The following is a 23332-nucleotide window of genomic DNA, read 5'->3' on the forward strand; positions in this document are numbered from 1 at the left end:
CAAACAGGCCCTCTCTCAGGCTATCGACTGCATTACCAGCCGGGACGCCCGGAACTGGTTTGACCACTGCGGCTATCACACACAAGCCGGCAAACGATAAGGATACATGGTTCACGAATCTGCTATAACATATGAGTACTGCTGCCGCAGAAATGGGTCGATAAGCGGCCACCAGATCAACCAGGACCGGCGAAATCAAAATCCTAACCCCACGCTACCAGCTTGTAACGGGCAAAGCTCTGCCCGGTTTGGTGACACCGCGTGCGGAGAAAAGGTACCTTGTGAGACTTTCCCCCTCTCCCACCCACCCTTTCTTCCCATGACAAACCCGCAAGAGCACGCCCACATCGGCGGCCACCAGCTGCGCCCCGAAAGCCTGATGATGAGCTACGGCTACACGCCCGCCTGGAGCGAAGGAGCCATCAAGCCCCCGATTTTCCAGACCTCCACCTTCGTGTTTAAGAACGCCGAGGAAGGTAAAGCCTTCTTCGAGCTGGCCTACGGCTTGCGCCAAGCCAACCCCGACGAGGAAATGGGCCTGATCTACTCTCGCCTCAACAACCCCAGCCTCGAAATCCTGGAGCACCGCCTCACCCTCTGGGATGGCGCCGAGGAAGCCGCCAGCTTCGCCTCGGGCATGGCCGCCATCAGCACCACGCTGCTGGCCCTGCTCCAGCCCGGCGACGTGGTGCTGCACTCCGAGCCCGTGTACGGCGGCTCCGACTTCTTCCTGAAAAATGTGCTGCGCAAGTTCGGCATCGAGGCCCGGGGCTTCCTGCCCACCGCCTCGCCCGTCGAGCTGGCCGCCCAGGCCGCTGCTATCGAGCCCGGCCGCCTGGCCATGATTTTCGTGGAGACGCCCGCCAACCCCACCAACCACCTCGTGGACCTGGAAGCCTGCGCCGCCCTGGCCCGCCGCTACGCCACGCCCGAGAAGCCCGTGCGCCTAGTGGTCGATAATACCTTCCTGGGCCCGGTATTCCAGCACCCGCTCAAGCACGGGGCCGACGTGGTGCTGTACTCGGCCACCAAGTTTCTGGGCGGCCACTCCGATTTGATTGCCGGCGCGGCCCTGGCCAGCAAGCCGCTGATGAAGGAAATCAAGGCCATGCGCACCTTTATGGGCACCATGTGCGACCCGAACACCGGCTGGATGCTGATGCGCAGCCTCGAAACCCTGAAGCTGCGCATGGAGCGCGCCGCCACCTCAGCCCAGGTCATTGCCGACTGGCTGCGGGCCCACCCGCTGGTGGCGCGCACCTACTACCTCACGCATTTGGAGCACTCCCCGGCCCAGCAGGATATCTACCGCCGCCACTGCCTGTCGCCCGGCTCCATGATTTCGTTCGACATTCGGGGTGGCGAGGCCGAAGCGTTCCGCTTCCTCAACGCGCTAAAGCTCATCAAGCTGGCCGTGAGCCTGGGCGGCACCGAAAGCCTGGCCGAGCACCCCGCCACCATGACCCACTCCGATATCACCGTCGAGGACCAGCTCACGATGGGCATCACCCCGCAGATGGTGCGCCTGAGCATCGGCGTGGAAGACCCGCAGGATCTGATGCTGGATCTGAGCCAGGCGTTTGAGGCCGTGGGCATGCCGCAGGAAGTGACCGTGGCAGAAATGGCGTAGCATTTCGGGCCTGTTAGCCTCCTTTCGATACGCTTTGCTTCGCTATTTCACAAAGCCCACCCCCTGCAAACAGAGGGTGGGCTTTGTGCTTCGTGCGGGTGCGCTGTTCCTGGGGAATGCGGCTTGCCTCACCTGCTAGTACGCATTAAAGCTGTTTAGAAAGTTGTCAGACCGTCATGCTTCCGGTTTTCAGAATGCCTAAGCAGCTGCAATACGTATCAACAGTCGCCGCTAAACAATTCTGGCCTAAACAATTTAAAATTGTTTAGGCCAGAATTGTTTAGCTTCCTGAAACAGAATTAGCCAGTATGGATACGCACGCACTCCGCACCCGTTTCGGGCTTAGTCAGGAAATGATGGCCGACTGGCTGGGCGTAGCCCGGTCGAGTTTGGCCCTGACCGAGCGGGGCTACCAATCGACTACCTCTGCTACGGGGGTGCAGGGACTGCGCCTGATCCTGGCGGCCCAGGGCCTCGTGTACGATGGAGCAGGCGGCAGTTTTGCCGCCCCGCCGGTGCTGCCTGAGCCCCCGCCCAACGCGCAGGAGCTGGGTTACCGCCTGCGCGAGTGCCGGGTCAGAATTCAAACCCTGGAGCTGGAGCTGGAAACGCTGCGCCGCCGGGCGGCCCCGTACGTAGCCCGGCTGGCCGCCGCGCCGGCCCTGCGGGCTTACCCCGGCCCCGTCGCAAGCCCGGAGGATGAGCAAGACTGGCTCACCTTTTTTGAGCTGGAAGCCCGCCGCCAGCTCCGCACTACCTGCGGGGCCACGGCGCAACGGCTGCTGGAAGCCCGCCTCGCCGGCCTGCGGTGCGAAGCTGAACTGCTGGCCGAATACCTGGAAGCACCTGCTGATTCGGAGCCGCCCCGGTAGCCCGCAGCGCTGCCGGCTAGCAATTCTTTTGTTCCCGAGTAAGAAAATAAAGCTGTTTAGAAAGCCAAAGAACGTCATACGGCGCGCAGCGAAGTATCTTTACCTCACTACTACTTAATTGCTGGCACAGTACAGATGCGGCGCGCTGCCTGGCGTTTCGGTTATTTTCTTGTTCCGGAACAAGCCTATTGCCTGCCCAGGCTTCAGCACGGCACCATCCTTACCCGCCGGTTTTGCGTCAACAATCTTCCTACATGGCTGATTTTCCTGCTTCCATCGATTACCAGGCCCTGTTTCGGACCCTGCCCGGCGCTTACCTGCTGCTGGCCCCCGATGGCACCATCCTCGACAACTCCGACCAGCACGTGGCCGTGTCGCTGCTGCCCCGTGAACAGGCGGTGGGGCGCTACATTTTCGATGCCTACCCCGGCGACCCCCAAAGCCAGGCCGGCCTGCTGGCCTCGCACGACACGGTGCGGCGCACCTTGCGGGCCCACGTGATGCCGCTGCTGCGCTACGACATTGCGCGGCCCGCCGCGCTGGGCGGGGGCACCGAGGAGCGGTACTGGCAGATTACCCACCACCCCCAGCTCGACGCCCGCGGCGAGCTGCAGTACATCCTCCAAATGTCGGAGGACGTGACCGAAGCCACACTGGCTGCCCGGCACGCCACCGACGTACAGCGCGCCCTCAACGAGGCCCACGAGCACAACCGCTTCATCCTCGAAAGCCTGCCCATGCTGGTGTGGACCACCCACCCCGACGGCACGGCCGACTTTTTCAATGCCCGCTGGACCGATTTCACCGGCCGCTCCCTGACCGATACCCTGGGCTGGGGCTGGGTCGCTGACCTGCACCCCGACGACGTGCCCCTCACCACCGCCCGCTGGGAAGCCGCCCGCCAGCAAGGCACTTCCTACCAGGCCGAGTACCGCATGCGGCGGCACGACGGCAGCTACCGCTGGCACCTGGCCACGGGCGTACCCCGCCTCGGCCCCGACGGCCAGATTCAGATGTGGGTGGGCTGCAATGCCGATATTCACGAGCAAAAGCTCATGGTAGCCGAGCTGCTGGAAGCCAATGAGCAGCAGGCCCTGCTCTCGGACCAGGCCTACGAACAGTACCAACGCGCCCAGCAGCAGCGCCAACTCCTGCTGGACCTCTTTGCCGACGCCCCGGCCATGATTACGGTGGTGCGCGGCCCCGAACACCGCTACGAGTTTGCCAATACCCGCTTCCGGGAGTTGGTGGGCCAGCAGGAGATTGTAGGCAAAACCGTGGCCGAGGTGTTTCCCGAAATTGTGAGCCAGGGCATCATCGCGCTGCTCGACGGCGTGTTTCGCACCGGTGAGCCCATGGTGGGTCAGGAACTGTTGGTACAGCTGGCCGGTCCTGACGGCCAGGGGCTGCACGACCACTACTTCAACTTTTACTACCAGCGCTTCGCGGAAAACGGCCAGCCCGCCGGCATCACGGCCTACGCCTACGACGTCACGGAGCTGGTGCTCACCCGACAGGCCCTGGAGCAACTCCGCAGCCGGACCCCCAACGGCCCCGACAGCGGCTTGGCTTCCTAAGCAAGGCGTCCCTTTGCTTCCCTATCTACCCGCCTTTTGTAGTTCCCGGCATGCCCCTCTCCCCTTTCGACTTTCAACAGGCCCGCGTCAAGCAGGTGCTCTTCAAGTCGCGGCTGCGCTCGGTACTCTACGGGGTGCGCGAAGCCGAGCCAGCCCTGTTTGCCTACGCCGAAAACCCGCTGGGCCAGTGGATTCAGACGGTTTTGAAGCCCGAATTTGGCAACCAGCCCGCCGTGCGTGAGCTGGAAAACACCCTGCAGCACATGCTGAGCACCGGCCAGGACCTGGCCAACCGCTACCAGCGCGGCCTTATTGAAGAAGCCCGCGCCGGCCTCGACCAAGTCAATGCCTTCGCCGACCAGATTGAAACCCAGTTACTCTCTCTGGAAAGCAGCTTGTAGCACTCCCTTTAGCGTCGCCTGAACGAAGGCACTGCGTACCTTCAGCTTACCAGTCAGACTTGTACCTAAAGTAGCGAACAACCAAAACGTCATGCCGAGCGCGGCGCAGCATCTTTCTTGCGCGAGCAATTAAGATGCTGCGAATGGAACCGCGCCAGCCGCACAACCGAACGGCGCGGGACGCTCGCGGCAGAGCCGCTCCGGCTTAGAACCTATCCGAATTGGTTTTTCCAGAATGTCATGCTGAGCTTGTCGGAGCATCTCTACCGCTTCGTTGCCAATCGTCAGGCGAAGCGGTAGAGATGCTTCGACAAGCTCAGCATGGCCACCTGTTCGGACAGGCCCCGCGCAGTCACTCGGCACAGCTGAGCGACTGCGCGAGGCACCAACAACGCAAAGGGCCCGCAGAGCTAACGGCTGTCCTGCTGCCCCCGCCAACGCTTAGCTGCGTTGAGTGCTGGCAGAGGCATAATCAGAGCGTCTTGACTGACAATAAGTAGCTTCGCAATATTAAATTTTACTTTCTGCTTTCTGTGCTTCTTTTGTTTGGCTGTGCTTTCGAGGAAGACGAAGCAGTTCGATATTTACCTATCCATCCCGAAGAACTTATTTATCACAAAGGGGACGTTGTAGCGTTTGAAGTAGATAGTAAAGCTGTTTAGGAAGTATGGTTGAACCCACCAGATCGTCATGCTGACTTCCTAAACAGCTTCAGTGTTACGACCGGTGCAGCTGTTGTCACGGGGTATTTAAAGGAAGCCGCTGACTCAACCCACATTTGGTATGATCTGGTTTTCACAGATTACGCAGCCAAAGCCGCTCCATCCGCAAAGCAGCTTCGGCAGCATCGTCTGGTTGGCCGGAAGGCAGCAAGCACATTGGATCCGGCCGGCTATACAATCTGCGTGGACGTAGAAGCGGTACACAACGACTGCTAGGTCGATAATGCCGCCAGATTTCACTTAGTTGGCCGCTTACAACTGGATACGATGCTAATACAACTGGGGGGCCAGGGGGCCTGCTCGAATTATAACGACTTTGTTCACTCCTTCATCAGTGGTAGAGAAAACCGGAAGCTCCCCCCTGATCATTACAACGAGTCCATTCGGAATCCGGAGCACTTCAGACCGGACGAGTACTTTGCTATTGCTGACTTTCTTGTAAAATAGTTCGTCTGGCACAGACACGACTACGCCTAAACTGGCACCAGATTGTCCAAGTCACAAAAAAGCCCCGCCGCTGAACGTCAGCGGCGGGGCTTTCTATGCAACTATGCGGCAATTACTGCCCCAGCACGATGGCAAAAATCAGCGGGGCCACGATGGTCGCGTCCGACTCGATGATGAACTTGGGCGTGTCCTGGCCCAGCTTGCCCCAGGTGATTTTCTCGTTGGGCACGGCACCGGAGTAGGAACCATACGACGTGGTGGAGTCCGAAATCTGGCAGAAGTAGCCCCACAGCGGCACCGAGGTGCGGCCCAGATCCTGGTGCAGCATCGGCACCACGCAGATGGGGAAGTCGCCGGCAATGCCGCCGCCAATCTGGAAGAAGCCTACTTTGCTCTCGTCGGTGGCCTGCTTGGTGTACCACTCGGCCAGGAAAATCATGTACTCGATGCCGGTACGCACGGTGTGCACGTTCTGGATGTCGCCCGCAATAACGTGGCCAGCGAAGATGTTACCCAGCGTGGAGTCTTCCCAGCCGGGGCAGATGATGGGCAGGTTTTTCTCGGCGGCGGCCAGCATCCAGGAGTCCTTGGGGTCAATCTGGTAGTACTGCTCCAGCTCGCCCGACTTCAGGATCTGGTAGAAGAACTCGTGGGGGAAGTACTGCTCTTTAGCCTTGTCGGCCTTCTCCCAGAACTTGAGCACCGAGTGCTCGAGGCGGCGCATAGCTTCTTCCTCGGGGATGCAGGTGTCGGTTACGCGGTTCATGTGGCGCTCCAGCAGGGCCTGCTCATCGGCGGGCGTCAGGTCGCGGTAGTTGGGCACCCGCTCGTAGAAGTCGTGGGCCACGAGGTTGAAGATGTCCTCTTCCAGGTTGGCCCCGGTGCAGCTGATGATCTGCACCTTGTCCTGGCGAATCAATTCGGCCAGCTGGATGCCCATTTCGGCGGTGCTCATGGCGCCAGCCAGGGTTATCATCATCTTGCCGCCTTCGGCCAGGTGCTTGTTGTAACCTTCGGCGGCATCAATCAAAGCAGCGGCGTTGAAGTGGCGGTAGTGGTGCTTGAGGAAATTGGTGACTTGCATGAATTGGGGTGGTTTGTGTCTTTGTTAATGGTAACGGTCATGCTGAGCGGAGCGGAGTCGAAGCATCTCTACCTCAGTAGTAATCAATTACCACTGCAACGAAGCGGTAGAGATGCTTCGACTCCGCTCAGCATGACGTTCTTTTCCAGCCGCTACTCTATACCGGCTGCTCAATCATGAGGTTGTGGTTGGTGTAGATGCAGATATCGGCCGCTATGTGCAGGGCTTCTTCCACCATTTGGCGGGCCGTGAGGTGGGGGGCGTGCTTTTTGAGGGCCAGCGCGGCGGCCTGGGCATACATAGCGCCCGAGCCGATGGCGGCCACGTCGGAGTCGGGCTCCAGCACGTCGCCGCTGCCGGCAATGATGAGCAGCTCGTCTTTGTCGCAGACCACCATCATGGCTTCGAGCTTGCGCAGGTACTGGTCTTTGCGCCACTCCTTGGCCAGCTCGATGGCGGCGCGGCGCAGCTGCCCGCCGTAGCCACTGAGCTTTTCCTCAAACTTATCGAGCAGCATAAACGCGTCGGCCGTGGAGCCGGCAAAGCCCGTCACGACTTTGCCATCCTGGAGCTTACGCACCTTGCGCACGTTGCTTTTGGCTACGTGCTTGTCCATGGTGGCCTGGCCATCGGCGCCGAGGGCAATTTCGCCGTTGTGGCGCACGCCAAGCACGGTAGTAGAACGGATTCTCATTTCAGTTGCGAGTAGTGAGTGGTGCGTTGCTAATAAGCCAGCCGGCAAAAAAGTTTGTCATCCTTCATCTGATGAACCGCAGAAAGGACCTTATCCCGCAGAGGTCGAGGACGCTTAAGCATCTCGTTCTGCCGTGATAAGGTCCTTCCTGCGGTTCACCAGATGAAGGATGACAGGTAGTACTTGCCTGACCTTCTATCAGAAACGGGCCTGCAATTTAGCAAAGTAAAACCGACCATTCGCGCCCATCTGCACCGGGTCCCAGGCGCCACCGGTTTCGGTGCGCTGCGGATCGAACAGCGTAGGATACACGTTCAGCAGATTGGAGCTACCCACGGCCAGCTGCAGGTGGTCGGTCAGGGCGTAGCTCAGGGTGAGGTCCGTGGTGATACGGGCACTGTACTTCATCGGCTCATTGTCGAAGTCGAGCAGCGTCACCTTGTCGAAGCGCACGAAGCGCAGCAGCGCGCCCCACTTACTCACTTTGTAGTCGAACGTCAGGTTTACTTTCGAAGGCGGCGCGGAGGCTTTCACGAAAGCCTGCTCGCGCGGACCAAAGAAATCATCCTCGCGCCCGGCCAGGCGGCCCGAGGTTTGCACCCGGTCGATGCGCAGGCGGTTGAAGTTGGCGGCCAGCGTGGAGCTCAGGCGGCCCGTGCCCAGCGTAGCGGTATGGTTCAGCACCACGTCGAGGCCCAGGGAGCGGGTATCGGTGGCATTGGCGAAAAACTGGGCCTGCGCAACCCGGGCATTTTCGAGGTCGGCACCGATAACCGGGTCCAGAACTTTGTTCTCGTCGCGGGCACTAAACTGGCTGGTGAGGACTACCCGGTCTTTTACCTTGATGTAATAGCCATCCAGCGTCAGGCTCAGCGAGGAGCCAATGCGGCTGGTCAGGCCGATGTTGGCGCTATTGGAGGTTTCCTGCTTCAGGCTCGGAATGCCCAGCTTCTTGGTGATGTCGCTGTTGTTGCGGGCCAGCAGCACTTCCACCGGCTTGCCCTCAATGAAGTTGGTAAAGGTGGAGTTGAAGTTGATCTGGGCCAGCGACGGAGCCCGGAAGCCGGTGCTATAGGTGCCGCGCAACGTCAGAAACTCGGTCAGGTTGTAGCGGGTAGAGGCTTTGTAATTGAGTGTGCTACCAAAATCGGTATAGTTCTCGTAGCGCAACGCTCCGGCCAGCAACCACTGGGGGGTTACGTTCAGCTCGGCATCTACGTAAGCACCAAAATTGTCACGCTGGGCCTTAATTTCATCTTTGGGCTGATACCCGGGAAAACCCTGGGAGCCAGGAGCAGCATCCGGGTTCGTGTCAAACGTGTCCCAGGAAGCTCGTTCGCCGGCAAACAGTGAGTACCACTCGCGCCGAAACTCGGCTCCAGCGGCTACATTGAGGCCCTCCAGCACCGTTTTGTAGTTGCGCGTGAGCCCCAGACTTACCACATCCTGCTGCAACTGAAAACCGCCGGCGTTGAATGCAGTAGGCGAATTTGCGCCCAGTGTGGCATTGAGGGTATTGCGCAAGCCGTACTCAAAGCGGTTGGAGCCGAAGTTGTTGCTTAGGTCCAGGTCCCACTCACCCAGCTTCGTGCGCACTCCGGCCACGGCCGAAACGTCCACGATGTCGCTGGTGATGATGGGGTCGAAGCCATTGGGATAAATGGCGGGCACATTGCGGTCATCGTCGGCGAAGCGAGTCCAGGCGTAGGCGTCACCCTTGCGCTTGTTGGCTCCACCAAACACATATATGTGGGATTTGTCGCTGAGGGCAAACTTAGAATTGAGGTACGCCGAGGTATTGCTCACTTCCGGGTCGCCGTACTCGCGGCGGGCGATGCCGTCCGGGTTCGGCACGTTCGCCCGCTGGGTATGCTCGCGCTTGTTGTAGTCGAGGGTAGCATTGATAAAGCTCCCCCGCTCCCCCAGACCGATGCCGTAGTTCACGTTGGCGTTGAAATTGCCGCCGTCGAACTTCTGGTCGTCGCGGCGATACTTGGCGTCGTAAGCGCCGTAGTTCACGCTGGCGGTCAGCTCCTTCACCGAGCTTTTGAGCACGATGTTAATCACACCGGCAATGGCATCGGAGCCGTACTGGGCCGCCGCGCCGTCGCGCAGGATTTCGATCCGCTCGATGCTGGCGGCCGGAATGACGTTCAAATCGGTGCCGGTGTTGCCCCGGCCCCGCGAGCCAAACAGGTTTACCAGCGACGACTGATGCTGACGCTTGCCGTTCACGAGCACCAGCGTCTGGTCGGGGCCCAGGCCGCGCAGGGAGGCCGGGTCTACGTGGTCGGCGCCGTCGGAACCGGTCTGGCGGTTGGAGTTGAAGGAGGGCGCCACGAATTGCAGCAGCTGATTCACGTCGAGCTGGCCGGTTTTGGCCGTCACCTCGCGCAGATCAATGATATCAACCGGCGAAGGGGAATCGGTAACGGACCGGTTCTGGCTGCGCGAGCCCACCACCTGCACGTCACTCAGACTGGTGGTAGCTTCGGCCAGCTGCACGCTGATGGAGCCGCTGCCGGCGCTTACTTCCTGCGAGGCAAAGCCAATGGAGCTAACCACGAGGCGCGGGCTGGCCGTGCGCGACGACAGCGTAAAACGGCCTTCATTATTGGTAGCCGTACCATTGTTGGTCCCCCGCTCCACCACCGTAGCCCCGATAACGGGCCGGCCGGCGGCATCCAGAACCTGGCCCGTCAGAGCCTGTCCCTGCCCGAAGGCAGTTGCGCTGACTACACACAGCGTTAGTGCCAGTAAATTTTGCTTCATAGCGTTATGCAAGGTGAAAATTCAACTATGCGAGAGGCAGTAACCTAGTCCCCTCCGGTGGTAAGTATAGAGCTTTTACGGTAAAAAATGCGCCCTATCCGCTGCCCGGTGCAGTACTTGGGGTAGCAGGCAACGAAAAAGCCAGCCCGATTGGGCTGGCTTCTCTGAGGCTGAATACTTTATGATGGTATCAGATCAGCATGCGCATGGGGTCTTCCAGCAGGGCTTTCAGCGTTTGGAGGAAGGCCGCGCCAGTCGCGCCGTCCACCACGCGGTGGTCGCAGCTCAGGGTCACTTTCATCACGTTGCCGATGGCCAGCTGACCGTCTTTTACCACGGCGGTTTGCTTGATGCCGCCCACGGCCAGAATGCAGGCATCCGGCGGGTTGATGATGGCCGTGAACTCCTCGATGCCAAACATCCCCAGGTTGGAAATGGTGAAGGTGCTGCCCTCCCACTCGGCGGGCTGCAGCTTCTTGGTCTTGGCCCGTCCGGCGAGGTCTTTCACTTCGGTGGCGATGGTGGAAAGCCCTTTGCCATCGGCGTTGCGCACCACGGGTACCAGCAGGCCTTCATCCACGGCTACGGCCACTCCGATATTCACGACGTGGTTCTGACGAATCTTGTCGCCGAGCCACGACGAGTTGACGGCGGGATGCTGCTTCAGAGCCACAGCGGCGGCTTTGATAACCAAGTCGTTGAAGCTGAGCTTCACCGGCGACAAGGTGTTCAGCTGGGCACGCACCTCCATGGCCCGATCCATCAGGATTTCCATCGTGAGATAGAAATGGGGAGCCGTGAAGAGGCTTTCCGACAGGCGGCGGGCAATTACCTTACGCATCTGCGTCACCGGCGTGTCGGTATACGTGCCCTCGGCCGGAGCCGGAGCCGCTTGCGGAGCTGGCGCAGCGGCAGCGGGCTGTGCCGCCGGAGCCACCTGGGGAGCCGCCGGAGCTGGCTGCGCCGCTGGCGCGGCGGCAGGCGGAGCCGCCGGAGCCGGAGCCGCGGCGGGCTGCGCAGTTTCCAGGTCGCGTGACACGATACGGCCGTTTTCGCCCGAGCCTTTAATGCTGTTCAAATCAATACCCTTTTCGCGGGCGATGCTTTTGGCCAGTGGCGAAGCGAATAAACGACCAGGCGCAGCCGTCTGTGGCGCGGCGGCAGCCTCGGCAGCCTCGGCAGGCGCAGCCGCTTCGGCCGCCTCGGGAGTCGCCGGAGCAGCATCGGCCGGAGCTGGGGCAGCAGCAGGAGCCGCCGCGCCACCCGACTGGCCGCCGAGCAGGCTCTGAATATCGGCTCCCTCTTCCCCGATGATGGCCAGAATACCATCAACAGCTACGGCTTCGCCTTCCTTGGGACCAATATAGAGCAGAGTGCCGTCGTCGTAGTTTTCCAGCTCCATCGTGGCCTTGTCGGTTTCGACTTCGGCCAGGATATCCCCGGACTTCACTTTGTCGCCTACTTTTTTCTGCCAGGAGGCAATGGTGCCTTCCGTCATCGTGTCGCTCATTTTGGGCATCCGAATGACCGTGGCTTTCTTACCATTGCCAGCAGCTGGCGCGGCGGCTACCGCAACTGGCGCGGCAGTTGGAGCCGGAGCCACAGCTGGGGCTGGCGTTGGAGCAGCGGCGGGCTGAGGCGCGGGAGCCGGTGCTTCTTCCGCCTTGGGAGCAGCCGCAGCCGGAGCGCCGCCACCCTGAATCTGGCTCAGGAGCGCAGAAATATCCTCTCCTTCTTTGCCCACAATGGCCAGAATACCATCAACAGCTACGGCTTCGCCTTCCTTGGGACCAATATAGAGCAGGGTACCGTCGTCGTAGTTTTCCAGCTCCATCGTGGCCTTGTCGGTTTCGACTTCGGCCAGGATATCCCCGGATTTGACTTTATCACCCACCTTTTTGAGCCACGCCGCAATGACCCCTTCGGTCATGGTGTCGCTCATTTTGGGCATTTTTATGATTTCGGCCATCTGCGTCTCGCTTGTATTGTGTAGGGTCAAAATTAGCCCGAAAATATTGGGGTGCAAACAATAACATCCCAGCCAACCAGCGGGAGGCCTCAGCGAATTTTCGCCCTTGGCAGTACGCAGCGGGCTTTTGCTGCCCTGCCGTGTGCTGATTTCAATCACCGGAGCGACAGGTGACTCCCTTCAGGCTCCGTGCTTCGGCGGTGGGCCGTTAGCAACTCCCGCAGATGGCGTTGGAGCTGGGTGCTGACCTATACGCACTCTTCCAGGTGCATCACGTCCAGGAAGCTGTTTACCGAGAACATGCTGCCCGTGTAATGCAGTTTGTAGAGACATAGGTTGCGGTGCTCGAAGGCATCCATGAAGCTGAGCGGGTAGTTCAGCAACTGGCAGAGCAGCACGCGCATGGCCCGGCCGTGCATGCACACCAGCACGGATTCCTCGGCCGTACGGCTACGCAGCAGGTCGATAAATGGGCGCTGCCGGGCCGCTACCTCATCCGGACTTTCGCCCCCGAGCAGGCGGGCCTGGGTCTGGCCTTGGTTCCACTGCTGCAATACGCCGTTGTATTCCTCATCTTCTTCGGGCGTGATGCGCAGGCCTTCGCGCACGCCCCAGCTAATCTCGTTGAGGCCCGCGTGCTGTTCGTGGGGCAGGTCCAGATCCAAAAAGCCCTGCACCGACTGTTGGGTGCGTTGCAGCGTAGAGGTATAAACTTTATCGAACGGCAGATGCTTATAGGCCGCGAAGAACCGGGCCGCCTGTTGGTAGCCGGTTTCGTTCAGGCTTGAGTCGACGCCACTGCCCTGCACGATGCCGCGCACGTTGAAATCGGTTTGGCCGTGCCGAATGAGGTATATTTTTTTGACGCTCACTTTCCCGCTAGCTTTGTTGTTCTGGCCCAAAAGTACTGTTTTCCGGCCCCTAAACCCATTGTTACCGCTCTATCGAATGCCACATCCTACTCCTGACCTGACCCAGCTCAATGCCTGGTGCCGCAATACATTGGGCGAACACCTTGGTATTGAAATCACTGAAGTAGGCGACCAGCTGCTGGTGGGCCGCATGCCCGTGGACCACCGCACCCACCAGCCCATGGGCCTGCTGCACGGGGGCGCATCGGTAGCGCTGGCCGAAACGCTGGGTAGCATTGGGGCCGCGCTCCAGGTAGACGTACGCAAAAAGGCGTGTGTAGGGCTGGAAATCAACGCGAATCATATCAAAGGAGTGCATTCGGGCTGGGTAGTGGGCCGGGCTACGGCGCTGCACGTAGGCCGCAGCACGCAGGTGTGGGAAATCCGCATCACGCACGAGGAAACCGGCGCGCTGGTCTGCATCAGCCGCATCACGATGGCCGTTATCGATTTGCCGGCCAGCACGCCACCAGCGGCATGAGGGAGCCGCAGTTGCCGCAGGTAGTGCGCTGGCCGGGCTTGGTGCCGGGCCCGCCGGAGCAGCTCTACCAGCTGCTCACCTTTGCCTTGCAGCAACAGCTGCCCGTGGCCGTGTGGCGGCTGCCGGGCACGGCGCGGCCCCAGCTCTGCCTGAGCTTGTCGGCCGATGCGGCCCTTGCCGGCCTGCCGCCCGCGCTTTCCCCCGATTCCCCCGCGGGCTTTGCTTTTTTCCCGTTTCGCGACTCCGACCAGAACCCGGCCCTATTTCTGCCCGGCGACATCTACTGGAATGCCCAGCAGCCCGACCAGCTGCACCTCGACGTGGCCGATAGCCGGGCCAGCCAGCTGCTGGCTTTTCTGGCCACCGAACACACGGAGCCCGGCACGCCGCTGCCCTGGCACCTGAGCCCGCTGCCACTGCCCCACACTGCGGCGCAGGACGAATATTTCGCGCTGGTCGAAACCGGGGTGGCGGCTATCCGGAGCGGGCAGGTAATGAAAGTAGTATCGTCGCGGGCGGCGCGGCGGCCCTTGCCGGCCGGCTTCGAGGTCGTGCGGGCCTTCGGCGAATTGTGCCAGCGCTACCCGCAGGCCTTTGTGTCGTTGGTAAGCGCGCCGGGCGCGGGCACTTGGCTGGGCGCGTCGCCGGAAGTGCTGGCGGAGATTGATGCCGACGGTATCTTCCGGACGATGGCCCTGGCCGGCACCCAGCCGGTGGCTCCGGGCGCATTGCCGCACCATGCTATCTGGCGGCAAAAAGAAATTGAGGAACAAGCCCTGGTAGCGCGCTACATCGTGAACTGCTTTAAGCAGCTGCGACTTCGCGAATACGACGAAACCGGCCCGCGCACCGTCGTGGCCGGCCAGCTGCTGCACCTGCGCACCGACTTCGCCGTAAACCTGCGCCAAGTGCCGTTTCCTACGCTGGGCACCGATATGCTGCGCCTGCTGCACCCGACTTCGGCCGTGGGCGGCATGCCTAAGCAGGCGGCGCTGCATTTTTTGCGGGAGCACGAAGGCTACGACCGGGCCTATTACAGCGGGTTTCTGGGGCCCGTCAACCTGCCGCAAACCGGCGTATCGCGGCTCTACGTAAACCTGCGGTGCCTGCAGCTCCGCCCCGGCGAAGCCATTCTCTACGCGGGCACCGGCCTCACTACCGACTCCGACCCCGCCCGGGAGTGGCAGGAAACCGAAATGAAATTGACCACCATTGGCACCATCTTACGGTGAGGTGACGATGGAGCGAGTTTTCTGGTCTGTCATCCTTCATCTGGCGTAGATAGAGGAAGGATGACAGACGTTTTTACCCCCACGCGTCCACTTCACCACTGCACTACCCCACACATGCAAGCCGTTTACAATATCGCCGAAATCTGCGCCCAGCAAGGCATTACGGACGTCGTGCTGTCGCCGGGCTCCCGGTGCGCCCCGCTGACGCTTGCTTTCGCCCGCCACCCTGGCATACACGTGCGCACGGTGCCCGATGAGCGGGCGGCGGCTTTTATCGGGCTGGGGCTGGCTCAAAGCCAGCGGCGGGCGGTGGCGCTGGTGTGCACTTCGGGCACGGCGGGCCTGAACTACGCGCCGGCCGTGGCCGAGGCTTATTTCCAGCAGATTCCACTGGTGGTTTTCACCGCCGACCGCCCCCCGGAGTGGATCGACCAGCTCGATGGGCAAACCATTCGGCAGACCGACCTCTACGGGGCCCACGCAAAGGGCTCGTTCAGCTTTCCGGCCGATACCTCGCATCCTGATGCACACTGGCATTCGGCCCGGCTCGTAGCAGAGGCCATCAACCTGGCCCAGCAGTTTCCGGCCGGGCCGGTGCAGGTGAATGTGCCGCTGCGGGAGCCGTTTTACCCGAAAGCGGGCGAAGAAATTCGGTTCGACGCTGTCCGTACGATTCGGGAAACGCCGGGCCAACCAACGCTGTCGGGTGCGGAATTTGAAGCGCTGCGGGCGGCGCTGGCCCAAACGCCGCGTGTGCTGGTGGTGGCTGGCCAGCACCGCCACGACGCACCGTTGGCCCTGGCCCTGCATCGGTTCGGGGCAGCCTACCAGGTGCCGGTGGTCGGCGACGTTATTTCCAATCTGCACCAGCCATTGGCGGAGCCTGGAGAGTTGAGCTCTGGTCCCATAAGCAAGCACGACGTATTCTTGGCCGTGCCCGACCGCAACCTGAAGGACGCGCTCCGACCAGAGCTGCTTATCACCTTCGGACAGTCGCTGATTTCCAAAGCGCTGAAGCTATACCTGCGCGACGCTCAGCCAGCGCAGCACTGGCACATTCAGGCGGCCGGGCCGGTAGCCGACACCTTTCAGTCGCTGACGCGCATTATTCGGCTGGAGCCGGCCACCTTTTTTGAGCAGCTGGCTACTATCAGCTCCTCATCATCCGGCAATCAGGTTTCGGCGACAGCTACGGCTGAACCCACGTCTTACACCGCCGCCTGGCAACAAGCCGAGAGCTGGGCTACGGGCTTGTTGCACGACTTTCTGAGTCAACCCGACCAGACTTTCACTGAATTTACGGCCTTCCAACATGCCCTGCGCCACCTCGCCGATGGCACGGCGCTGCACCTGGCCAACAGCATGGCGGTGCGCTACGCCAATATTCTGGGAATGCCCGATAACCGCCACGTGGAGGTATTTGCCAACCGTGGCACCAGCGGCATCGATGGCTGCACCAGCACGGCGGTAGGCGCGGCCCTGGCCCAGCCCGAGCGGCCCGTGGTGCTGCTCACCGGCGACGTGGCGTTTTTCTACGACCGTAACGCCTTCTGGCAGAACTACCCGACGCCCAACCTGCGCGTGATTTTGTTTAACAACCACGCCGGGGGCATTTTCCGCCTTATCGATGGCCCGCGCCAGCAGCCCGAGCTGGAGGAGCTGTTCGAAACGCACCAGCCCCTCACGGCCGAAAACACGGCGCGGGACTTCGGGCTGCGCTATTTCACCGCTGGCACCCTCAGCGAGCTGCAATTGGCGCTATCCGCTTTCTTTGCACCCGTAAGCGGCGCGGCGCTGCTGGAAATCACCACTGACAGCGCCACCAACGCCGCTTTTTTCGAACAATACCGGGCTGTAGTCCGCACGTCTTTTTCCTCTTAATTCTACCAATCGTTGTCATGCTGAGCAAAGCCGAAGCATCTCTACCGCCACGGTAATCTGATTACCATTGCCCGCGAGATGCTTCGGCTTTGCTCAGCATGACGTTCTTTTTTCCTCCTTGTATGCCCGAACAACTCACCTGGACTCCGATTAAGGAATTCCGCGAAATCCTCTTCACCTATCACGAGGGCATCGCCAAAATCAGTATCAACCGCCCGCAGGTCCACAATGCTTTCACGCCGCTCACGGTGCAGGAAATGATTGAGGCCATGGATATCTGCCGCAACCGCACCGACATCGGCGTGGTCGTACTCACGGGCGAAGGCGGCAAGGCCTTCTGCTCGGGCGGCGACCAGAGTGTGCGGGGCCACGGTGGCTACGTGGGCGAAGACACCATGCCCCGCCTGAACGTGCTGGACCTGCAAAAGCAGATCCGCTCGATTCCGAAGCCCGTGGTGGCTATGGTGGCCGGCTGGGCCATCGGCGGCGGCCATGTGCTGCACGTCGTCTGCGACCTGAGCATTGCGGCCGACAATGCCCGCTTCGGCCAGACCGGCCCCAACGTGGGCTCGTTCGACGGCGGCTTTGGGGCTTCGTATCTGGCCCGCGTGGTGGGGCAGAAAAAGGCCCGCGAAATCTGGTTTCTCTGCGACCAATACGATGCCCAGGAGGCGCTCGATATGGGCCTCGTGAACAAAGTAGTGCCCCTCGAAAAGCTCGAAGAAACTACGGTGGCCTGGTGCAAAAAGATTCTGGAGAAAAGCCCGCTGGCGCTGCGCATGCTCAAGTCGTCGTTCAATGCCGAGCTGGACGGCCAGGCCGGTATTCAGGAGCTGGCCGGCAACGCCACGCTGCTGTATTACCTGAGCGAGGAAGCCAAAGAGGGTCGCAACGCCTTTCTGGAGAAGCGCCAGCCCGACTTCTCGAAGTACCCGAAGTTCCCGTAAGGCCAGCAGGGTTATTCATCGTGGAAAGGGCCTGCACACTAGTGTGCGGGCCCTTTCTGCTATAGCCCTGCCCTGTTGCGCTAGGCGCGGCAGTCCGGTCGTTTTATTCTGCTACACGCAGCCTTGCTCCACATAAGTCTCGTAGGACAATGCTGCATACCGACCGGCAGTTACCGCCACCTACTCTCATACTGGGGCGGTAACCGTTTTAAAAACCCCGAAGACATGAGCGCAGACAACAGCTTACACCGATTTCTTACCGCCCAGGAAACGGCTTACACACAAGCGTTGCAGGAAATAAAAGCGGGCCGTAAACGAAGCCACTGGATGTGGTACATCTTCCCCCAGCTACAAGGCTTGGGCTTTAGTGAGACGTCGAAGTTGTACGCCATTCAAGGCCGCCAGGAAGCCGAAGCGTACTTGAAGCACCCGGTGCTGGGTAGCCGACTCGTCAGCATCTGTCAGGAGCTGCTGAAGCTGGAGTCGGGTGATGCAAACAGAATATTCGGTGCTCCCGACGACCTGAAGCTGAAGTCGTCGATGACGTTGTTTTCTTCTTTGGACAGCAACCCGGTGTTCCAAGCCGTTCTGGAAAAGTTCTTTCGAGGCTCACCGGATGACAAAACGCTGGCGCTGCTTGGCAAGCACCACTAAGAGGCTGTTTGAGTTAGCGCTGGCAGAGTGTAGAGACGCCTACTTGCTTCTCGTCGGCCGCGCCGGCACAACGATTATCGTTCAACGACAAGACGCAAGTAGGCGTCTCTACACCGGTTTGACGGCTCTTACGCTAACGCAAACAGCTTCTAAAGAGTAGTGCAAAGTCCCGTACCTGCTTATCGTCGGCTGACGTGACTTCATTACCTTGTTACCACGCCACCATTCGGGAACTTGTCCAGCGCCACACTTTTCTGGTACCCGAGCGAGGCAGTCACAGCAGGCTGCCACGCTTTCCGGGAAGAACATCCTGAACTTCTCCAAGCAGCTGCAGTTTCCACCGGGTGAAGCTCCGGAAGTGGCAGGCAGCTTTCCTGAACCAGCCCAGAACCGGTACCTTCCGCATCATTAGTTCTCGACCTAACTGGCCACCCAATGAAGTCTTTCCTGTTGCTAGTGCTGCTGAGTGTTTCGCTGGCATCTGCTGCCCAGGCGCAGCAGACCAAAGCGTCCGGCGTGGCGGTGGCTGATGCCGCCAAAGAAACGCTGGTAGTAGACGCGGCCTGCGGCCAGTGTCGGCTGGGCCTATCAGGCAAAGACTGCGACCTGGCCGTGCGCATGGATAGCCAAGCCTATTTCGTAGACGGCACCACCATCGACTCCCACGGCGATGCGCACGCCAAAGATGGTTTTTGCCAAGCCGTTCGCAAGGCGAAAGTGCAGGGCGAGGTAGTGGACAACAGATTCAAGGCGAGCTACTTCCGGCTGCTGCCGGAAGCGACGAAGAAAAAATAGAACGCCCGAAAACGTGCTGCGGCGGATTGACGTCATTGCTATGACAGCAACACACCTATTTGTGCGTGGTCACCTAAAACGTCATGAAAGAAATCAAGCTGATAATTTCTATTCTCTTTTTGTCTTTGCATTTGTTCGGGCAAAACAAAAGCGTTGACAGTTTACAACTAGATAAAAAAGACAAATTCAACTATAAGAGCTTGATACTACCCAGCCTTTTAATTGGCTACGGAGTCGTTGGCCTTGAAAGCCATGCATTGAAAGGATTAAACTCGAGTACAAAAAACGAAATAGCTGAACATATTGACAACAAATTCACCATAGATGATTTCTCACAGTACAGCCCTTTTATAGCTGTATATGCAATGAACGTAGTAAATATTAAGGGAAAGAATAATCTTAAGGACAGGACAATTATTCTAGGCACCTCCTATTTAATTATGGGAGCAACGGTCAATATCATAAAAAAGACCGGAAATACGGAAAGGCCTGATGGCTCAGCCAGCAATTCTTTTCCTTCCGGGCATACGGCTACAGCCTTCATGGGGGCTGAATTTTTATTCCAGGAATACAAAGACGTATCTATCTGGTACGGAATTTCAGGCTATGCCGTAGCATCGGGAACTGGTTTTTTTAGAATGTATAACAACAGACATTGGTTGAGTGATGTTGCGGCGGGAGCCGGAATCGGTATTTTCAGTACGAAAATCGCCTATTGGATTCATCCATTGGCAAAGAAATCACTGTTTAAAAAGCATAAAAACATAGACGGCATGATCATGCCTTTTTACAATAGCAAGACGTATGGCTTGGGCGCGTTCATGACATTTTAAAAATCAGATAATACGATCAATAGCAGCTTATCAGAATTGGCGGTTTAGTATCTTGCATGGCTATTGGCAATGCGCCTTGTTACCTTCGTCGGGCAGCAAAACAGCTAACCGAAACTTTGCTACACAGAAAGCGCCACCCGAATCGGATGGCGCTTTCTGTGTAGCAAAGTTTCGGTTAGCATATCGGCCCCTAGGCCGCGCCGCCCTCACACCAGCCGTAAAAATTACGCATCCGCTCGTTTTCGCATCTTTTATGCGCCGCTTTCCGAGCGGGGCCGACGGTAGCGGCTACTCGGTTGCAGAGCCTGATTGTAGCACCGACAACCTCAAGCACCGGGCCATGCTGACGCCGGCCCATGGGCTGGGGCTGGGGCTGGGCGAGGTGCCGGGGCGCTTACTCCCCAGGATAGTGACTCGTGCTGCATGGCCTTGCACGTGCGCGGGGCAAGAGCAAAAGCTGCCGCTGCCCGATAGTGCTGCTGCTATTGCGGGCGCAGTTCCGGCAGTATCGCTTGGGTGCTTCAGGAGTTACCCGGACATAACAGCATCAAAATCACCGAAATCTATACGCATGTGGCGCAACGCACGCCCCGCTTCTCCGCTGAACGATCTGGCATTCTGAAGCAGTCAACGACATCAGCCCAACTACCAGGCGTTGGGTTGATGTTATTGAGTTGCGTACTGAGGGTGGATTGACGACATTCGCCATGACAGCAACACAGATGTTATGGGCAAGCTGACAAAACACCACACTAACAAAAACATTTAGCCCAAAATATACAATGACAAGAAACTCTAATCTTTAGTTCTTCAATTAAGCTTTTGGTTATAGACTGAGCTGATGTTCCCTGATTCCCACCACAACACAAAGGTATATACGTCAGCGGCGATGGCAGTAGCCCTCCAGCAACAGACAGGCAGACAGCGATAATCGTGACTTCCAAATAGCTGATAAAAAATGTCAAGATTGCAAATAAAGCAAACCTTTTACTGACGATATTATTTTTTATGGCTGCTTTATTAAAAAACAATCATCAACTTATAAGGCGAAGCCAATTTAATATAATTGATAGAACCGGCAAATTTTTATCGCCTGAAATAATTGACTTGCAAACGGATTAAAGGCATTTTTTTCTTCAAATCAAACAAACAAATCAATGACAATCACATCAAAAGACATTCAAAAAGCTGTTGAAATTTTAAACAAAGAAGAACTGGTTGCTATACCTACAGAAACTGTCTATGGCTTAGCTGGCAATATTTATAGTGAAAAAGCTATACGTAAGATTTTTGAAATGAAAAATCGCCCTTTATTTAATCCTTTAATTGTTCATATTCATAGCATTAATCAGCTCAATGAATTCATAAGTTATATTCCAAAAAAAGCGCTGTTGTTGGCTAATGCTTTTTGGCCAGGTGCTCTGACTTTAGTTCTAAAAAAAAAGTCACATGTACCTGATTTAATCACTTCTGGCAAGGATTCGGTTGCCATAAGAATACCCAATCACCCTGTAACATTAGCTTTGCTGGAACAGTTGAACTTTCCACTAGCAGCGCCCAGTGCAAACCCTTTTGGCTGCATAAGCCCAACAAAAGCAATTCATGTTGAAGAATATTTTGGCAATAACATACAGATGGTTCTTGATGGAGGCAATTGCAAAAATGGCATTGAATCAACTATCATCGGTTTTCCATACGACGAACCGGTTGTATATAGGTTAGGCGCAATTTCTATTGAGGATATTGAAAAAGTAGTTGGCAAAATCGAAATCAAAAACAAAAAGGAATCTACTCCTGATGCGCCAGGAATGCTTTCAAAGCATTATGCGCCTTTAACAAATACTTATTTGGCATCGAATATAGAACAATTTATAAAATCGTTCCCAGATAAAAAAATTGGGCTTTTACTTTTTTGTTCCGAAGTAAATGCACCACAAATAATTCACCAGGAAATATTATCAAAGAATGGTAACTTAGAAGAAGCTGCAACGAATTTATATTCCGCTTTACATCTTTTAGACAAATTGAATCTGGATGCAATTATTGCTGAAAGGTTGCCTGATATTGGATTAGGCAAATCAATAAATGACAGACTGGAGCGTGCAACAAAAAAATAAATAAAAACAAAGTGAAATTTTTCAGCAATCGCAAGCTTATCATAGCCACAAAACACGAAAAAGAAAAGGTGATAGCCCCACTTCTGGAAGCAGCGCTGGGTGTTACCTGCTTTGTAAATAAAGACTTTGACACAGATGCGTTAGGCACTTTTACAGGTGAGACAGAACGAGAACTTGACCCTATAGCAACAGCAAGAAAAAAATGCTTGATTGCAATGGAGCTTTCTAATTGCGATTTAGGCATAGCAAGTGAAGGCTCTTTTGGACCACACCCATCAATGTTTTTCCTAAGTGCTGACGATGAAATTTTAATTTTTATTGATAAAAAGAATAATTTAGAAGTTGTAGCAAGAGAATTGAGTATCGAAACAAACTTTAACGGCAAAAAGGTTAAAACTGAAAATGAACTTTTGGAATTTTCTCATTCCGTATATTTCCCATCTCACGGCCTAATTCTTCGCAAGAGTAAAGGCGAAAACAATAAAATTATTAAAGGTATCACAGATATTGACCAATTAAAATACGCGTTCGGCATATTAATACAAGGCTCTGATTCCGTTTATGCAGAAACTGATATGAGGGCATTGTATAATCCCTCTCGCATGAAGGTAATCGAAACTGCAACCCATAAATTAATAGAGAAATTAAATTCTTTATGCCCTCAATGCAGCAAACCTGGATTTGCAATTACAGACGCTAAAAGAGGATTAAAATGCAATTCATGCGGCTCACCAACAAATTCAATATTAAGCTACGTTTACGTCTGCCAACACTGTCAATACACAAAAGAAGAAGTGTTCCCTCATAAAAAAACAAGCGAAGACCCTATGTATTGCGACTATTGCAACCCTTGACACAAGCGAAAAAGGATGTATGCTACAAGACAAAAAGAACCACAGCCGCTAACACGGTAGTAGCGACTATGGCGAGTGACGTGCAAATTTTGGATTTTGTGCGTTTAATGAACAGTAGTGTCATGTTGAACATTTGTGGTTCTAAATCGCCAATGCTCCAAGAGTTGCCTAATACCTGCAGAAACGAGCAGCGACACCCGAACCAGGTGGCGCTGCTCGTTTCTACAGAATGCTCTATTAAAATATCGATCCGTAGGCCGCGCAGCCTTCACACCAGCCATAAAAGTTGCGCAGCCGCTCGTTTTTCGCCTCTTTTTTGCGGCACTTGCGGGCTTGGTGGGCCGCTTCGGAAGCAGGATCAACACGCACAGCGGCGGCTACCTGGCTGCGGAGCGTGAAGTAGCGCCGAAACACGAAGGTGCGGGTCAACGAAAACGGCGAGAGGTGGGGGCTGGACAT

19 protein-coding genes are annotated in these 23332 nt (G+C 57.2%); 13 read left to right on the forward strand and 6 right to left on the reverse strand.

The window, feature by feature from the left end; translation table 11 throughout:
* Positions 1-319: 319 nt before the first annotated feature.
* The 4 genes from E5J99_RS11280 to E5J99_RS11295 all read left to right on the forward strand — a co-directional run bounded on the left by E5J99_RS11280 (position 320) and on the right by E5J99_RS11295 (position 4480).
* A complete protein-coding gene (locus tag E5J99_RS11280) occupies positions 320-1630 on the forward strand; it encodes a cystathionine gamma-synthase family protein (protein ID WP_135497912.1) in 1311 nt (436 codons plus the stop codon).
* Between the two features lie 308 nt (positions 1631-1938).
* Positions 1939-2502, forward strand: coding sequence for a hypothetical protein (locus E5J99_RS11285; RefSeq protein ID WP_135497913.1), 564 nt, complete (start codon positions 1939-1941; stop codon positions 2500-2502).
* Positions 2503-2756: 254 nt separating this feature from the next.
* Positions 2757-4079 (forward strand): PAS domain-containing protein, encoded by a 1323-nt coding sequence (locus E5J99_RS11290; protein WP_167852088.1) that lies wholly within the window; start codon positions 2757-2759, stop codon positions 4077-4079.
* Positions 4080-4129: 50 nt separating this feature from the next.
* On the forward strand, positions 4130-4480 hold the full coding sequence (locus E5J99_RS11295; RefSeq protein ID WP_135497915.1) for a CZB domain-containing protein: 351 nt from the start codon (positions 4130-4132) through the stop codon (positions 4478-4480).
* Positions 4481-5761: 1281 nt separating this feature from the next.
* Here E5J99_RS11295 and E5J99_RS11300 read toward each other — a convergent pair.
* The 5 genes from E5J99_RS11300 to E5J99_RS11320 form a co-directional block, all read right to left on the reverse strand.
* Entirely contained in the window at positions 5762-6733 is a 972-nt protein-coding gene (locus tag E5J99_RS11300) for a deoxyhypusine synthase family protein (protein ID WP_135497916.1), read from the reverse strand.
* 157 nt (positions 6734-6890) lie between these two features.
* Positions 6891-7427 carry an ATP-dependent protease subunit HslV gene (gene hslV / locus E5J99_RS11305; RefSeq protein WP_135497917.1) on the reverse strand — a complete coding sequence of 179 codons (537 nt, stop codon included), beginning with the start codon at positions 7425-7427 and terminating at the stop codon, positions 6891-6893.
* A 198-nt stretch (positions 7428-7625) separates the two neighbouring features.
* Positions 7626-10199, reverse strand: a complete 2574-nt coding sequence (locus E5J99_RS11310; protein WP_135497918.1) for a TonB-dependent receptor — start codon at positions 10197-10199, stop codon at positions 7626-7628.
* A gap of 190 nt (positions 10200-10389) precedes the next feature.
* On the reverse strand, positions 10390-12168 hold the full coding sequence (locus E5J99_RS11315; protein ID WP_135497919.1) for a pyruvate dehydrogenase complex dihydrolipoamide acetyltransferase: 1779 nt from the start codon (positions 12166-12168) through the stop codon (positions 10390-10392).
* 248 nt (positions 12169-12416) lie between these two features.
* On the reverse strand, positions 12417-13040 hold the full coding sequence (locus E5J99_RS11320) for a histidine phosphatase family protein (protein ID WP_135497920.1): 624 nt from the start codon (positions 13038-13040) through the stop codon (positions 12417-12419).
* A gap of 76 nt (positions 13041-13116) precedes the next feature.
* On the opposite strand from E5J99_RS11320, the gene E5J99_RS11325 reads away from it, so the two are divergent.
* The 9 genes from E5J99_RS11325 to E5J99_RS11365 all read left to right on the forward strand — a co-directional run bounded on the left by E5J99_RS11325 (position 13117) and on the right by E5J99_RS11365 (position 22873).
* Entirely contained in the window at positions 13117-13560 is a 444-nt protein-coding gene (locus E5J99_RS11325; RefSeq protein ID WP_135497921.1) for a hotdog fold thioesterase, read from the forward strand.
* Positions 13557-14792, forward strand: a complete 1236-nt coding sequence (locus tag E5J99_RS11330) for a chorismate-binding protein (RefSeq protein WP_135497922.1) — start codon at positions 13557-13559, stop codon at positions 14790-14792. The genes E5J99_RS11325 and E5J99_RS11330 overlap by 4 nt, the downstream gene beginning before the upstream one ends.
* A 114-nt stretch (positions 14793-14906) precedes the next feature.
* Positions 14907-16673 carry a 2-succinyl-5-enolpyruvyl-6-hydroxy-3-cyclohexene-1-carboxylic-acid synthase gene (gene menD / locus E5J99_RS11335; RefSeq protein WP_135497923.1) on the forward strand — a complete coding sequence of 589 codons (1767 nt, stop codon included), beginning with the start codon at positions 14907-14909 and terminating at the stop codon, positions 16671-16673.
* Positions 16674-16795: 122 nt separating this feature from the next.
* Positions 16796-17620 (forward strand): 1,4-dihydroxy-2-naphthoyl-CoA synthase, encoded by an 825-nt coding sequence (gene menB, locus E5J99_RS11340; protein WP_135497924.1) that lies wholly within the window; start codon positions 16796-16798, stop codon positions 17618-17620.
* A 225-nt stretch (positions 17621-17845) separates the two neighbouring features.
* Entirely contained in the window at positions 17846-18274 is a 429-nt protein-coding gene (locus tag E5J99_RS11345; protein ID WP_135497925.1) for a DUF1810 domain-containing protein, read from the forward strand.
* 435 nt (positions 18275-18709) lie between these two features.
* Entirely contained in the window at positions 18710-19069 is a 360-nt protein-coding gene (locus E5J99_RS11350; RefSeq protein ID WP_135497926.1) for a DUF6370 family protein, read from the forward strand.
* Positions 19070-19152: 83 nt separating this feature from the next.
* On the forward strand, positions 19153-19902 hold the full coding sequence (locus E5J99_RS11355) for a phosphatase PAP2 family protein (protein WP_135497927.1): 750 nt from the start codon (positions 19153-19155) through the stop codon (positions 19900-19902).
* 1157 nt (positions 19903-21059) lie between these two features.
* Positions 21060-22019 (forward strand): L-threonylcarbamoyladenylate synthase, encoded by a 960-nt coding sequence (locus E5J99_RS11360; protein ID WP_135497928.1) that lies wholly within the window; start codon positions 21060-21062, stop codon positions 22017-22019.
* A gap of 11 nt (positions 22020-22030) precedes the next feature.
* Positions 22031-22873: a DUF6671 family protein gene (locus E5J99_RS11365; RefSeq protein ID WP_135497929.1), complete on the forward strand. Its 843-nt coding sequence runs from the start codon at positions 22031-22033 to the stop codon at positions 22871-22873.
* Between the two features lie 237 nt (positions 22874-23110).
* Here E5J99_RS11365 and E5J99_RS11370 read toward each other — a convergent pair whose 3' ends face one another.
* Positions 23111-23332 (reverse strand): hypothetical protein, encoded by a 222-nt coding sequence (locus E5J99_RS11370; RefSeq protein WP_135497930.1) that lies wholly within the window; start codon positions 23330-23332, stop codon positions 23111-23113.

It is taken from the genome of Hymenobacter elongatus (assembly GCF_004745955.1).
In the GTDB taxonomy this organism is placed as follows: domain Bacteria; phylum Bacteroidota; class Bacteroidia; order Cytophagales; family Hymenobacteraceae; genus Hymenobacter; species Hymenobacter elongatus.